General features: G+C 70.9%; 14 protein-coding genes. 5 read left to right on the top strand and 9 right to left on the bottom strand.

All coding sequences use genetic code 11. The annotated features are described in order from the left end of the window. Positions 1-455 precede the first annotated feature (455 nt). From EXU48_RS21045 to EXU48_RS21035, 3 genes are read right to left on the bottom strand one after another with little or no spacing between them, the layout of a single operon-like run. Complete coding sequence (locus EXU48_RS21045) at positions 456-1,292, bottom strand: LLM class flavin-dependent oxidoreductase (protein ID WP_133109658.1); 837 nt, start codon at positions 1,290-1,292, stop codon at positions 456-458. Between the two features lie 6 nt (positions 1,293-1,298). Continuing rightward, entirely contained in the window at positions 1,299-1,922 is a 624-nt protein-coding gene (locus EXU48_RS21040) for a flavodoxin family protein (RefSeq protein ID WP_133109657.1), read from the bottom strand. A 57-nt stretch (positions 1,923-1,979) separates the two neighbouring features. Next, on the bottom strand, positions 1,980-2,612 hold the full coding sequence (locus EXU48_RS21035; protein ID WP_328591664.1) for a TetR/AcrR family transcriptional regulator: 633 nt from the start codon (positions 2,610-2,612) through the stop codon (positions 1,980-1,982). A 115-nt stretch (positions 2,613-2,727) separates the two neighbouring features. Between EXU48_RS21035 and EXU48_RS21030 the strand changes: the two genes are divergently transcribed. Continuing rightward, the gene (locus tag EXU48_RS21030) at positions 2,728-3,981 is read left to right on the top strand and encodes an MFS transporter (RefSeq protein WP_133109656.1); all 1,254 of its coding nucleotides are present in this window, start codon (positions 2,728-2,730) and stop codon (positions 3,979-3,981) included. On the opposite strand, the gene EXU48_RS21025 is transcribed toward EXU48_RS21030, so the two are convergent. Beyond that, complete coding sequence (locus EXU48_RS21025) at positions 3,945-4,427, bottom strand: AMIN-like domain-containing (lipo)protein (protein WP_133109655.1); 483 nt, start codon at positions 4,425-4,427, stop codon at positions 3,945-3,947. The two genes, EXU48_RS21030 and EXU48_RS21025, sit on opposite strands and share 37 nt — an antisense overlap. A 197-nt stretch (positions 4,428-4,624) precedes the next feature. On the opposite strand from EXU48_RS21025, the gene EXU48_RS21020 reads away from it, so the two are divergent. Continuing rightward, entirely contained in the window at positions 4,625-5,230 is a 606-nt protein-coding gene (locus EXU48_RS21020) for a GNAT family N-acetyltransferase (RefSeq protein ID WP_133109654.1), read from the top strand. On the opposite strand, the gene EXU48_RS21015 is transcribed toward EXU48_RS21020, so the two are convergent. Then, entirely contained in the window at positions 5,227-6,414 is a 1,188-nt protein-coding gene (locus EXU48_RS21015; RefSeq protein WP_133109653.1) for an alginate lyase family protein, read from the bottom strand. The two genes, EXU48_RS21020 and EXU48_RS21015, sit on opposite strands and share 4 nt — an antisense overlap. An 89-nt stretch (positions 6,415-6,503) precedes the next feature. On the opposite strand from EXU48_RS21015, the gene EXU48_RS21010 reads away from it, so the two are divergent. The 3 genes from EXU48_RS21010 (at position 6,504) to EXU48_RS21000 (ending at position 7,880) form a co-directional block, all read left to right on the top strand. Next, positions 6,504-6,797 carry a type II toxin-antitoxin system VapB family antitoxin gene (locus tag EXU48_RS21010; protein ID WP_133109652.1) on the top strand — a complete coding sequence of 98 codons (294 nt, stop codon included), beginning with the start codon at positions 6,504-6,506 and terminating at the stop codon, positions 6,795-6,797. Between the two features lie 45 nt (positions 6,798-6,842). After that, the gene (locus EXU48_RS21005; protein ID WP_133109651.1) at positions 6,843-7,448 is read left to right on the top strand and encodes a LytR C-terminal domain-containing protein; all 606 of its coding nucleotides are present in this window, start codon (positions 6,843-6,845) and stop codon (positions 7,446-7,448) included. Positions 7,449-7,538: 90 nt separating this feature from the next. Further along, the gene (locus EXU48_RS21000; RefSeq protein ID WP_133109650.1) at positions 7,539-7,880 is read left to right on the top strand and encodes a DUF4190 domain-containing protein; all 342 of its coding nucleotides are present in this window, start codon (positions 7,539-7,541) and stop codon (positions 7,878-7,880) included. A 22-nt stretch (positions 7,881-7,902) separates the two neighbouring features. Here EXU48_RS21000 and EXU48_RS20995 read toward each other — a convergent pair whose 3' ends face one another. The 4 genes from EXU48_RS20995 to rhaI all read right to left on the bottom strand — a co-directional run bounded on the left by EXU48_RS20995 (position 7,903) and on the right by rhaI (position 13,357). Next, positions 7,903-8,556 carry a DUF1961 family protein gene (locus EXU48_RS20995; protein ID WP_207947854.1) on the bottom strand — a complete coding sequence of 218 codons (654 nt, stop codon included), beginning with the start codon at positions 8,554-8,556 and terminating at the stop codon, positions 7,903-7,905. After that, on the bottom strand, positions 8,553-10,064 hold the full coding sequence (locus tag EXU48_RS20990) for a rhamnulokinase (RefSeq protein WP_133109649.1): 1,512 nt from the start codon (positions 10,062-10,064) through the stop codon (positions 8,553-8,555). Before EXU48_RS20990 ends, EXU48_RS20995 begins: the two co-directional genes overlap by 4 nt. 10 nt (positions 10,065-10,074) lie before the next feature. Next, positions 10,075-12,111, bottom strand: coding sequence for a bifunctional aldolase/short-chain dehydrogenase (locus EXU48_RS20985; protein ID WP_133109648.1), 2,037 nt, complete (start codon positions 12,109-12,111; stop codon positions 10,075-10,077). A gap of 67 nt (positions 12,112-12,178) precedes the next feature. Then, the gene (rhaI, locus tag EXU48_RS20980; protein WP_133109647.1) at positions 12,179-13,357 is read right to left on the bottom strand and encodes an L-rhamnose isomerase; all 1,179 of its coding nucleotides are present in this window, start codon (positions 13,355-13,357) and stop codon (positions 12,179-12,181) included. Between the last annotated feature and the right edge of the window lie 175 nt (positions 13,358-13,532).

The following is a 13,532-nucleotide window of genomic DNA, read 5'->3' as shown; positions in this document are numbered from 1 at the left end:
GCGGCATCTGAACGAAAGGGGAACGTTCCAGACAATTAGGGGTGTCGACGACGCCTGAAGACTCACCCCGTAGCGACGGCCGAATTCAGACCCCTCGGCCAAGCCGAGGAGAGTGATGACCGTGGAGGACTGGGCGTAGATCCGCAGGCTGCACCGGGCGCTGGCGCGCGAATCGCCGCCGAAGCATGCGCGGGCGGCGAAAGGCTCGGTCGTGCACGCGGCGGAGCCTGCGATCCGGGAGTTGTTGCACACGTATCCGCGAATGCCGGCGACGGTGATTGCCTGAGCGGGATTGGGGGTAGGTGCGGGTGGTTCACGGTTCTGAAGCACCGGGTCCGTGAGTTGCGGCGTACTACTTGCCGCCGGACTCGGCCACGCGCACGGCTCATGACCCGGGCCAGCGGATCCAGTGCGACCTTTGGTTTCCGCCGGCGCTGGCCCCAGGCCACGCCGGGTCACAGGGACTCGCGAACCAGTCGCAGGGTCGCGAGCGGGTCGGCTCCGCGCAGACTCAGGAGCAGGTGATCGACGGGCAGCTGGACCCAGGGGCGCAGGAGCCCGGCGAGCTGCTGTGGGTTGCAGGTGACTCGTCCCCGCTCGCCGACCTGCGGGGACGCCGGTGCGTCGCTGGTCAGGGTGACATCGGCGCGGACGCAGACCCGGAGCGGTCCGTTGTGCACGGTCAGCACGGCGTCCAGCGCTGTCAGGTAGTCCTCGGGCGTGGTGAGGAATGTCTGCCAGCCCTCCGCCCTGCCCTCGATCGCCTCCCACCTGGCGATGTTCGAGGTGGCCAGCTGCATGTCCGGGGGGCGGTAGTCCCCGGGGACCACGAACGTCGTCGCCGCGCCGTCGCCCGGGCGGAGGAGCGCCTCACGCAGTTGGTCCCACTGCCCGGCGAAGTCACGCATCGACCGACCGGAGATGCCGAGCGCGTCGTTCATCGCAGGTTTGCCGCCGGTGCCGACGCCCAGGACGAGACGGCAACTGGCCTGCGACTGCAGGCCGGTGACCGCACGTGCGACGACGAGCGGATGGCGCAGGCCCAGGATGATGGCGGCCGTTCCCAGATGGCGCAGCCCGCGGTCGAGCCCCGCGCCCGCGAGGAAGGCCAGGTGGGCGAACGGGTCGCCACCCTGTCCGGCGTCCTGGTCGCCGAACGGTACGCACGGCAGGTCCCGGACCCACAGCCCGTCTGCCAACCCTTCGTCAACGGCCGCACGGACCCGTCGTTGTTCGGCCGGCGCGAAGGGTTGCGGCCCGACGGGCAGGAGCAGGTCGAGGCTGGGCGTCACCGAACGTCAGGCTGCCGGGTAGCCGTCTCGGCGCAGCAGCCGGGCAAGGTGGGCGGCATTGGCGGCCAGCGTCGCCGTCGCCGATGCGGTTCCCTCCGGGACCTGCTCGAGCTCCTTGTAGTCGACCGTGTGCATGGCCTCACCGTTCCAGTAGGTCACGCCCTGCGCCGGGATGGTGAAGCCGACATCGTTGAGGCACTGGTACGCCACCGCGGAGATGTGGTGAGCACCGTCCTCGTTGCCGACCACCACCACGACCGCCACCTTGCCGAACGTCAGGAGCCGGCCCTCGTCATCGGTCTCGGACAGTTCCGCATCGAGCCGCTCGAAGACCCGCTGCGCGACGCTCGACTGTTGCCCCATCCACGTGGGCGTGGCCAGAATAAGGATGTCCGAGTCCATGATCTGCTCGCGGATCGCCGGCCACTCATCCCCCTCCCCCATGTCGAGTTCGACGCCGGGACGCACGTCGCGGTCGACGACGCGCACCTGAGAGCCGGAAACCCCGTGCTCGGCAAGAGAGTCGAGCACCTGCCGGCCCAGCACGTCGGTGCTCGAATCGGCCGGAGAAGGACTCAGCGTGCAGTTGAGCATCACGGCGGACAGTGAGCCGGGTTCATTGGCGTTCATTTCCGCACGCTATGCCCGCCTGCGGGCCTTCGCACCCCGTGGGGATGACCCCGATGCCTATCGAGCTTCGCCGCCACGGGTCAGGATGCGGGTGACGGCGATCTCGACCTCGCGAGGGTCGCGAGGCTGTGAGTCGAGCGCACGGTGGATGGTGAGCCCCTCGATGAGCGCGTCGAGCATGCGCGCGGTTTCGGGATCGAAGTGGCGCTCGAGGGCGGCGCGGCTGCGTGCCATCCAGTCGGCGGTGATCGAGCGGTAGGACCGGTCGCGGGCGGCGAGCGTGTAGAGCTCGTGCGACAACACGAGTTCGCGGTCATCGCCGAAGACGTCCTCGAGGATGATCGCGATCACGGCCTCCCGTGCGGCGTCGGCATCGGGGGCCGCGGCCATGCGGCGTTCGAACCTGTCGCTGATCGTCGTGGCGAACCTAGTGAAGGCCTCTCGCAGGAGGTCGTCCATGCCGTCGAAGTAGTACGTCATCGCGCCGAGCGGGACGGCGGCCTGGGCAGCGACCTTCCGGTGGGAGGTGCCGGCGACACCGGCGCGTGAGACGACCTCGATGCAGGCGTCGATGATCCGGTCGCGCCGGTCGGGGTCGTTCCGGCGACCGAGCCGTGTGCCCGCGGCGCGCTTGTGGTCGGGCATCGGATCGCTCGGTCCTGCGGAGGCCGCGGGCTGGGTTGCCACCATGCTCGCGAATCTACCTCTATGTGTACGAGCGTGCACACACATTGTGTACGCTCGTCCGTGCGCGGCGGTGCTGCGTCGTGATCGCCACGCCCCGTGAAAGGCAGTTCGCCAAGCCGTGTACTCGCTCCTCCTCGCCATCATCTACGTCGCCTTCGTCAGCCTCGGGCTCCCCGACTCCCTGGTGGGTGCCGGCTGGCCGGTCATGCATCAGGACCTCGGCGTTCCCGTGGCCTTCGCCGGCATCATCACCATGATCATCGCCGGCGGCACCATCGCATCGAGCCTCGCCTCCGAGCGGGTCACCCGCCGGTTCGGCGCCGGCCTGGTCACGGCCGTCAGCGTCGGGATGACCGCGGCCGCCCTCGTGGGGTTCTCCTTCTCCGACTCGTTCTGGATGTTGTGCCTGTGGGCGATCCCCTACGGCCTGGGAGCCGGCGCGGTCGACGCGGCTCTCAACAACTACGTGGCCCTGCACTACGCGGCACGACACATGAACTGGCTGCACAGCTTCTGGGGTGTCGGTGCGTCGATCAGCCCGTTCATCATGAGCTACGCCATCACCTCCGGCCTGGGGTGGTCCAACGCCTACCTCATCGTCGGCACGATCCAGGCCGCCCTCACGTTCCTGCTGCTCGTCAGCCTCCCGCTCTGGGGCAGGGTCAACTCCGTCATCCCGGACGGGCACGCCGCCGAACCCCACGAGGCTCATGAGGCCGGGCCCGGACCGTCGGGACAGGGCAGCACCCACGTCCCCCTCGCGCGCGCCCTGCGGATCCCGGGCGTCGCCCTGATCCTGACCGCCTTCTTCGCCTACTGCGCGCTCGAGAGCACGTCGATCCTCTGGGCGTCGACGTACCTCGTCACCGATCGCGGAGTCGCGCCCGCCACGGCGGCCGCGTTCGCCTCGCTCTTCCTGCTGGGCATCACCGCCGGGCGGTTCCTGGCCGGCTTCTTCGCCGACCGGATCGGGGACCGGCTACTGATCCGTGGCGGCTTCCTGAGCGTCGGGATCGGCGTGGTGATGCTGGCGCTTCCGCTGGAGACGAATGTGCTCGCGCTCGTCGGGCTCGTGGTCGCCGGGCTCGGATCCGCGCCGATCTACCCCGCCATCATCCACTCCACACCGGTGAACTTCGGCCGCCGCAACTCCCAGGCGATCATCGGCATCCAGATGGCCGCCGCCTACACCGGCTCCACCCTCGCGCCCCCGCTGTTCGGCGCGATCTCGACCTGGACGGGAATGTGGATCCTTCCGCTGTTCCTCGCCGTGCTGACCGCACTGGGTCTACTCATGTCCGAGCGACTCAACCGGCTCGTCGGACACCGAGCGGCTCAGGAAGGCGACCGGACGTCCACCACGACCCGGTAAGGGTCAGCCAGGGTGAAGGCGCGGAACTCCGAACGTTCGATGAGCCCCACGAACAGCCCGGCCGAACCTCCCGACTGCTCCTGGTACTGGGCCTCGGCGATCGGGTCGCCGGTAGGACCGGAGACACCATGAGTGCCGCCGGTGTCGGGCTGCCAGGTGGCGCCGATGATGCTGAGCACCAAGATCTGCGAACCCTCGATGGGCACGATCTCTCCGCTGTCGAGCGTGACCTGATCGACCCACTCGGCCCACAGGCCGGGTTGACCGGGGTCCTCACCGCGGTAGGAGCCGAGCTCGACAAGTACCCTCTCGAAGCCGTCACATACGGCCGATTCGAGCGACTCGAACAACAAGCCCCCGAACCCATCGGCCTGATGCTGGATCTCCCCTGAGAAGTCCGGCGGCAGAAATGCGGCGTCGGGAGCCGCGATGTCACACGGTGTCACCGATGATTCCGTGGACGGCGTCGGCGACGGGTCCGTGCAGGAGGTGCCGCTTCCCAGGAGCGCCACGGCCACCACCAGCCCTGCGCTGCGACGTCGCCCCATGAGAGCCCAGAGTAGGGCGACGCGCCCGGGCGCCGTCGGGCATATTCGCTTGAGGCTCCCGGAGGAGTCGTTACCGTGAACCGAGAGCCACCGACATGCGGGAGCACGACGTGCCCTTCACGAACCTGGAATCCATCCCTGAGGGATTGGCAACCGCCGAGTTCATCCTCCGCCCGATCATGGCCGACGACGCCGAGTTGGACTACGCGGCCGTGATGGAGAGCCGAGACTACCTGCGCACCTGGGAGCAGTCGACGTGGCCGGCGGACGACTTCACGGTCGAAGCGAACCGCAAGGACCTGGTGGGGCTGGAGGAGCGGCACGCCGACCGCCGGGCGTTCACCTACACCGTGACAGACCCGTCCGGCACGGAGTGTCTCGGGTGCGTCTACCTCATGGCGACCGATGGGCGCTCGTTCAACGGCGCGCGCATCACCGCGGTGGGCGACCAACGCTGGGACTCCTACGAGGCCGCGGTGTACTTCTGGGTGCGCCGGTCCCGACTGGCGACGGAGACGGATCGGGCGCTGCTCGAGGCACTTCGGACCTGGCTCGCGCAGGACTGGAGCCTGCACGGGCACCTCTTCGTCACCAACGAACAGTTCACCCAGCAGGTCGGCCTGATCGGTCAGACCGACCTGCAACTGCGGTTCACGGTCGAGAATCCGGGCAAGCCCGGCCGCTATCTTGCCTACTCCTAGGCGTCCACACCCTGGCGAACGTCGCCGGCCAGCACCACGTGCCTCGGCTCGCCGCTGGCGGCCATGCGGCGGTGCGCCTCGACCGCGCGCGGGTCGGCGAGTCCGATCGCTCCCATCCGGGCCGCGGCGATCGCGTGGTCGGCGGCGTGGTTGTCCTCGTCCTGGTCCACCCGGGCATAGGGCCATTCGGCACCACCCAGGTAGGGCAGGAGGAACTCGTAGGCGAGGCGCAGGCTTCGCCCGTCGCTCGTCTCGTACGCCCACTGGTCCACCCCGAGCCCGGCGAGGACCTGGGCCTCGGTGGCGAGCGCGCGCAACCCGTAGGTCGCGTACTGCCACGCGTCCGGGCGGGCCATCTCCTCCGGCAGTGAGCCGTCCGGGCCGAGCTGGTGCTCGAGGTGCGTGCGGCCGAGCCCGGCCAGGTCGGCGATCACCTCGGGTGTCGCGGTGCCCGCATAGCCGGCGGCCGCGGCCACCTGTGCGAGCCAGAACGAGCCATGGTTGTTCACCATCCGGCCCTCGGTGGTGCCGAACTCGCTCGTCCGCAGCCACCGGGCGTACTCGGCCATCCAGACCCGCAGACCGTCGCGGTCCGCGCCGCTCCAGTGGCCGTCCGCCTCGAGGAGGCGCACGTGGTCGAGCACCTCGACGAGCACGGCACCCTCGATGATGCCGATCGCCGCGCCGTCGTTGACCCCCGGCAGCACGGCCGCGTGACGCAGGTGCGGTGTCATCGACGTGGCAGGGTCCACGAACCAGGTCCGCAGCACCGCAGCGGCGGCCGCGCCGAGCTCGGCGTCGTCGCCGAGGAACGCGCCGAGGGTGAGCACCCGGACCCGTTCGACCATCTCGTCATAGCGCGCCTTGTCATAGCGGGCCGAGTTCGAGTCGGGGTTGATCAGGCAGTCGCGGCGCTGGTACGGCATCCCGTCCGGTCGGTCCGGGTCGGGCCAGGCGTACTTGCCGATCGCGTAGAAGTCGCGGATCTGCCCCGACGGTCCCGGTTCCGGCTTGTCCGTGACGGCCACCGGAGCGAGGACCGACAGCGTCCGCGCCCGAGCCAGGAGCCCGTCCCGCGCGCTCCGCAGCGACCCTCGGGCCGATCCCTCCCGCAACGCCCCGCGGGCGCCGTCGAGGTCGGTCCAGGACATCGTGGCCAGAGCGGGTGGCGCGTCGGACGGCATGCGAATGGATGCTACTCCCACAGAGTGGATTTCCCAACCGTGATGGTGGGTCGGTAGGGGCAGGCCGCTACCTCACTTAGGATCATCTGGTGATCTTCAAGGCCGTCGGCGATGAGCGCCCCTACCCGGACCACGGGCTGACCACGCCCAAGGACTGGTCGGAGATCCCCCCGCGGCAGGTGCACCTGGACGAACTGGTCACCACCAAGGCCACCCTCGACCTGCACAGCCTGCTGTCGGAGGACTCCACGTTCTACGGCGACCTGTTCGCCCACGTGGTGTCCTGGCGCGGGGTGCTCTACCTCGAGGACGGCCTGCACCGCGCCCTGCGTACCGCGCTGCAGCAGCGCAACGTGCTGCATGCCCGGGTCCTGGAGATCTGACGCCATGAGCACCGCCGTGGTCCGGGCATCCGCTAGGTTCCTTCCGTGAGCACGAACGGCAACCGCGCGGCCGCCGAGGCCCGGCTGGCCCGGCGCCGGCACCTGCAGCAGCGTCAGACCGTCGTGTTCGGGGCCCTGATCGCGGCGCTGCTGGTGATCGCGCTGACCGCGGGTGCCATGTGGGTCGGGATCCTCCCGACGCCCGTGAACATCCCGATCAACTCCCCCGAGCCCACCGAGGCGACGGCCCCGCCCGGCCCGTGCCCGCCCGAGGGGCAGACCTACGTCAACTTCGCCGAGATCACCACGAACGTCCTGAACGGCACCTCCCGGGCCGGTCTCGCCGGCACCACCGCGGCCGAACTGCAGGCCCGCGGCATCGTCGTCGCGAGCCAGGCCAACGCCGAGTCCAGCTACGCGGGGGTGGTCCGGCTCGTCGCCGGCCCCACCGGCCTCGGCCAGGCGTACAGCGTGGCGCTGCTCTTCCCCGAGTCCACCATCGTGCTCGACGAGCGTGCGGACGCCACCGTCGACGTGGTGCTCGGCGGCACGTTCGAGATGCTGCTCCCCGCCGACGAGGTGCTCCTCGATCCGACCGTCGTGATCCCTGCTCCGCAGGGCTGCGAACCACTCCCGACGGCGACCGGCTGAGTCGTGCCCGACGGCGCCGGTTTCGCAACGCTCGGCACGGTTCGCGCCCCGGTGCCGGGGGCGGGTCAGCCCGAACCCCGGGGTGAGCCCATGCGGCCCTGGCAGGCGACCGCCCAGTACGGCGTCTCGCCGTTCGTGAACGGCTACACCCGGCCGCTACCCTCCTACGCCGAGACGTTCTCCGGTCCCGGCTACTTCACGCCACCGCCGAAGTCCTCGGTCTGGGCGACCCTCGCCCTCGTGTTCGCCCTGCTCGGTGTGGTGCTGTCGGTGCCCGCGCTGCTCGCGATCGTCTTCGGGCACATCGGCGTGGTCCAGACCCGGAACAACCTGATGCGCGGCCGGGGCCTTGCCATGGCGGCGCTGGTGCTCGGCTACGTGGTGGTCGGCTTCTGGGCGCTCCTGCTGACCGCGATCTGGCTCGCTGGCTGACCGGCGGCGGACCCCACGGTCGTCAGATCGGCTCGATCCGCAGGTTCGCGTACTCGGCGATCATCGGGGCCATCTGCCGGAACCCGATCCGGCCCGACCCCAGCGGCGGCCCGCCCACCGAGCCGTCGTCGACCCACCGGAAGGACTCGACGTCGTTGATCGAGAACGTCACGGCGCCGCGGGAGAGGGTGAGCCGGACCCGGTAGGGCCCGCGGGCGTCCGGCACCCCCGGCAGCGGGTCGGGACCGGATGCCACCAGGTGGAAGCCGTGGGACTTGCGCAGGTTGCAGGTGTGCAGGGCCCGCTCGTCCGGCCAGCGGCGCCGGAAGTAGGACACGTGGTAGGCGTCCAGGGCGCCGTGGTGGTACTGCTCGTACTCACCGGTCCGGGCCGGCAGGGCCGGGTCGAACAAGTCGAGCCCGCCGTGCCCGGTGGCCGCGAAGAACAGGATGCACAGCCCCGGTTCGTGGACCGGCCAGAAGTCCCAGCTGATCGCCACGCCGTCGGACACCTCGACCGGGCACCAGAACACCAGGTTCGCGGCCTGTCCCTCGGCGGGGTCGCGGGTGGACTCCAGCCGCATCCGGCCCTGCGGAAACGTCACCGCGCCGTCGCCCTCGAGGACCCAGTCGGCTACGTCCGCCGGCCCGGCGAGCGGGTTCCGGTAGCCGCTCACACCAGGTCGGCGCGGGCGCCGTGCACGCGCTCCTCGGCGAGGGCCCAGGCGTCCCGCTCGGCCGGGTCCGGCCGGTACCGGGTCAGGTGCAGCCCGCGGGCGGCGATCGCGCGCAGGCCGGCCAGATCGCCGGTGACGGCCCCGACGGCACGGGCCTGGACGAGCACGTTCCCCAGGGCGGTGCTCTCGTCCGGCCCGGCGACCACCGGCAGGCCGGTGGCGTCCGCCGCGGCCTGGCACAGCAGCGCGTTCCTGGACCCACCGCCGACGATGTGCAGCACCCGCACCGGGTGGCCGGACAGGTCGGTGGCATCACGGACCGCCCGCCGGTAGGCCACGGCGAGGGAGTCCAGGATGCACCGGGTCACCTCGGCCGGGCCGACCGGGACCGGCTGGCCGCCCGCGCGGGCGTGCGCGGCGATCCGGGCGGGCATGTCCCCCGGCGGCAGGAAGTCCGGGTGGTCGACGTCCACGAGGGTCCGCCGGGCCGGAACCCGCGCCGCCGCGTCCAGCAATGTCGTGATCTCGAGGTCGGGGTCCCCGGCCTCGCGCCAGGTGCGCTGGGACTCCTGGAGCAGCCACAGCCCCATCACGTTCCGCAGGTACCGCACGGTGCCGTCGACGCCGAGCTCGTTCGTGAAGTTCGCCGCCCGCGAGGCCTCGGTGAGCACCGGTTCGGTGAGCTCGACACCCACCAGGGACCAGGTGCCGCAGGAGACGTACGCGAAGTCGTCGCCCGTGGCCGGGATGCCCGCGACCGCGGACGCGGTGTCGTGGGAGCCGACGGCGATCACGGGCACGTCGCCGAGACCGGTCGCCTCCCGCACCGGCCCGGACAGGGTGCCGATCACGTGTCCCGGTTCGACGACGTCCGGGAACAGCCCCGCCGGCAACCCGAGCCGCCGCAGCAGGTCGACGGACCAGGTCCGGGTCCGCTGGTCGAGCAGGGCCGTGGTGGACGCGTTCGTCAACTCGCTCACCTCGTTGCCGGTGAGCAGGTACGCGAGCAGGTCCGGGATCAGCAGCGCCCGCGCCACCCCGTCGAGGCTGCCGGCGTCCCGCTCGGCCGCGAGCTGGTAGATCGTGTTGAACGGCAGGTGCTGCATGCCCGCGATCGCGTACAGCTCCTCCGGCCCGACGGCGGAGTGCACGTTCTCGATGACGGTCGCCGTCCGCTCGTCGCGGTAGGCGACGGGCTCGGCGAGCAGTGCGCCGTCGGCGCCGATCAGCCCGTAGTCCACGGCCCAGGTGTCGATGCCGATCCCGGCGAGCGGGCCGCGCCGCGCAGCGGCGCGCAGCCCCTGCACTATCTCACCGAAGAGCCCGGTGAGGTCCCAGCGCAACGTGCCTGCGCCGTCGGGCACCCCGTTTTGATCAGGCACCGCGCCGTTGGAGAACCGGGCTACCTCTTCGAGAACGATGCGCGGCTCGCCGTCGACCTGCACTACCTCGGCGCGGATCACCCGCCCCGAGGAGGCGCCCAGGTCGACGGCGGCGAACGCGGTCACCGGCGCCCCATCAGCGCAGGAACGCGGCCGCGACCCCGGAGTCGACCGGGATGTGCAGACCGGTCGTCTGGCTCAGGTCGCCGCCGGCGAGGGCGAACACCGCGGCGGCCACGTGCTCGGGCAGCACCTCACGCTTGAGCAGCGTGCGCTGCGCGTAGTACGCGCCGAGCTCGGACTCCTCGACGCCGTACACGGCGGCCCGCTTGGCGCCCCACCCGCCGGCGAAGATGCCGGAACCGCGCACCACGCCGTCGGGGTTGATGCCGTTGACCCGCACGCCGTGCTCCCCGAGCTCGGCCGCGAGCAGCCGCACCTGGTGGGCCTGGTCCGCCTTGGTCGCGGAGTAGGCGATGTTGTTCGGGCCGGCGAACAGGGAGTTCTTGCTCGCGATGTAGACGATGTCGCCGCCGAGCTTCTGGGCGATCAGCGCGCGGGCGGCCTCGCGGGCCACCAGGAACGAGCCACGGGCCATCACGTCGTGCTGGATGTCCCAGTCCTTGACCGTGGTCTCCAGCAGCGGCTTCGAGATGGACAGGCCGGCGTTGTTGACCACCAGGTCCACGCCCCCGAACGCGAGCGCCGCCGCGTCGATGAGCGCGGACACCTGCTCCTCGCTGGTGACGTCGCACTGAACGGCCACGGCCACGTCCGGCCCGCCGAGCTCGGCGGCGACGGCCTGCGCGCCCTCGAGGTTGAGGTCGGCGATGACGACGCAGGCACCCTCGGCGGCGAGCCGCTCGGCGATCGCGCGGCCGATGCCAGAGCCGGCGCCGGTGACCAGGGCCACCCGGGTGGCGAGCGCCTTCGGCCTGGGCATCCGGGCGAGCTTGGCCTCCTCGAGGGCCCAGTACTCGATCCGGAACTTCTCGGACTCCTCGATCGGGGCGTAGCTGGACAGCGCCTCGGCGCCGCGCATCACATTGATCGCGTTGACGTAGAACTCGCCGGCCACGCGCGCGGTCTGCTTGTTCTTCCCGAAGGAGAACATGCCGACGCCCGGCACCAGCACGATCGCCGGGTCGGCGCCCCTCATCGCCGGGCTGTCCGGCGTGGCGTGCCGGTCGTAGTAGGCGGCGTAGTCGGCGCGGTAGGCCTCGTGCAGCTCGGCCAGGCGGGCGAGCACGTCCTCGACGGGGGCGGCCGCGGGCAGGTCGACCACGAGCGGCTTGACCTTGGTGCGCAGGAAGTGGTCCGGGCAGGACGTGCCCAGCGCCGCGAGCGGACCGAGCTTCTCGCTGGCGAGGAAGTCCAGGACCTCGGGTGCGTCGGTGAAGTGGCCCACCTGGGGGGCGTCGGCGGAGGCGATGCCCCGGATCGCGGGGGCCAGGGCGGCGGCCTTCGCGCGGCGCTCGGTCTCGGGCAGCGCCTCGTAGCCGGGCACGACGGCGCCGAATGGGTTCGCCGTGCCGTGGTCGGCGATGTAGGCCTCGGCCGTGGCGATGATCTCGAGGGAGTTCGCCTCGGCCTGCTCGGAGGTCTCCCCCCAGGCGGTGATGCCGTGGCCGCCGAGGATGCAGCCGATCGCGGCCGGGTTCGCCTCCTTGATGGCGGCGATGTCCAGGCCGAGCTGGAAGCCGGGGCGACGCCACGGGACCCAGACCACCCGGTCGCCGAAGATCGTGGCGGTGAGCTGCTCGCCGTCGGCGGCGGTGGCGATCGCGATGCCGGAGTCGGGGTGGAGGTGGTCCACGTGGGCGGCGTCGACGAGCCCGTGCATCGCGGTGTCGATGCTCGGCGCGGCCCCGCCCTTGCCGTGCAGGCAGTAGTCGAACGCGGCGACCATCTCGTCCTCGCGGTCCACGCCCGGGTACACGCCGGTCAGGGCGCGCAGCCGGTCCAGACGCAGCACCGCCAGGCCGGACTCCTTCAGGGTGCCGAGGTCTCCGCCGGAGCCCTTCACCCAGCACAGCTCCACGGACTCCCCGGTGACCGGGTCGATCTCGGTGCCCTTGGCGGAGGTGTTCCCGCCGGCGTAGTTGGTGTTGCGCGGGTCCGCGCCGAGGCGGTTGGACCGGGCGATGAGGTCGGCGACGGCCGGGTTGGTCATGGAAGAGCCTTCACTCTCGTGGGTGGTAGGAGTCGGTTCCGGTTGCGGGCGCCGGTGCGGCGGGAGGTCAGGCGCCCCATCCGGCCTGGGTGCCGCCGACGCGCTCGGCGATGATCTTCTCGCCGTACCCGGACGCGCGGTAGGCGGCGATGGGGTCGGCAGCCAGGCCCTGGTCCTCGCGCACCTGCGCGAGGAGCGGGCGGACGTCGGTGTTGTAGGCGTCCATGAGCAGGCCGTTCGCGCCGAGCACGTCGCCGCTGGCCTGGGCGACCTTCAGGGCCTCCCGGTCCACCAGCAGCGCCTTCGCGGTGGCCTCCTGGACGTTCATGACGGACCGGATCTGGGCCTGGATCTTCGGTTCGATGTTGTGGCACTGGTCGAGCATGAAGTTCACGCCGGACTCGGCGCGGAGCGCATCCGCGCCGACGATCTCGTTCATGATCCGGAACAGTTGGAACGGGTCCGCGGCGCCGACCATGAGGTCGTCGTCGGCGTAGAAGCGGGAGTTGAAGTCGAACGCACCGAGGCGGCCGAGCCGGATCAGCTGGGCGACGATGAATTCGATGTTCGTGTTCGGGGCGTGGTGGCCGGTGTCCAGCACCACGGTGGCCCGCTCCCCCAGCGCGAGGCAGTGCACCAGCGAGGTGCCCCAGTCCGGGACGTCCATCGTGTAGAAGTACGGCTCGAAGAACTTGTACTCCAGGAGCAGCCGGTGGTTGTCGTCGAGCGCCGCGTAGATCTCCGCGAGGCCCTCGGCGAGCCGGTCCTGGCGGGCCCGGATGTCGTCCTGGCCCGGGTAGTTCGTGCCGTCGGGCAGCCACAGCTTCAGGTCGGTGGACCCGGTCGCGCGCATCACGTCGATGCAGTCGAGGTGGTGCTTGACCGCCTTCGCCCGGACCTTGGCGTCCGGGTGGGTGAGCGAGCCGAGCATGTAGTCGTCGTCCTGGAACAGGTTCGAGTTGATCGCCCCGATGCTCACCCCGAGGTCACGGGCGTGCGTGGCGAGCGCGTCGTAGTCGTCGACGAGGTCCCACGGGATGTGCAGCGAGACGCGCGGCGCGGCGCCGGTGTAGGCGTGCACCTGCGCGACGTCGGCGATCTTCTCGTAGGGGTCGCGGGGCACGCCGGCCTGCGCGAACACCTTGAACCGGGTGCCCGAGTTCCCGAACGCCCACGAGGGCAGCTCGATGGTCTGGGCGGCGAGGGCGTCGCGCACCCCGTTCGCGACGGTGGCCGGCGTGGTCATGGTGAGCTCCAAAAGTCTGGTTCGGTACGACGATGATCGGCCTTCGGCTCTGAAACGATTCACCATCTGCGTTCAGAGTAGAAGCGGCCGACGGCGGGTGTCAAGCGATGCTCGACCGCCGCCGTGGTCCCGGGCCGGGGCGGGCGGGGCTGGGTCGGGCCGGGCGTGCCGGGAT

The sequence above is a fragment of the Occultella glacieicola genome (assembly GCF_004353825.1).
GTDB lineage: Bacteria > Actinomycetota > Actinomycetes > Actinomycetales > Beutenbergiaceae > Occultella > Occultella glacieicola.
Note: the sequence above shows the minus strand (reverse complement) of the source record. Positions and strands in the feature narration are given on the sequence as shown.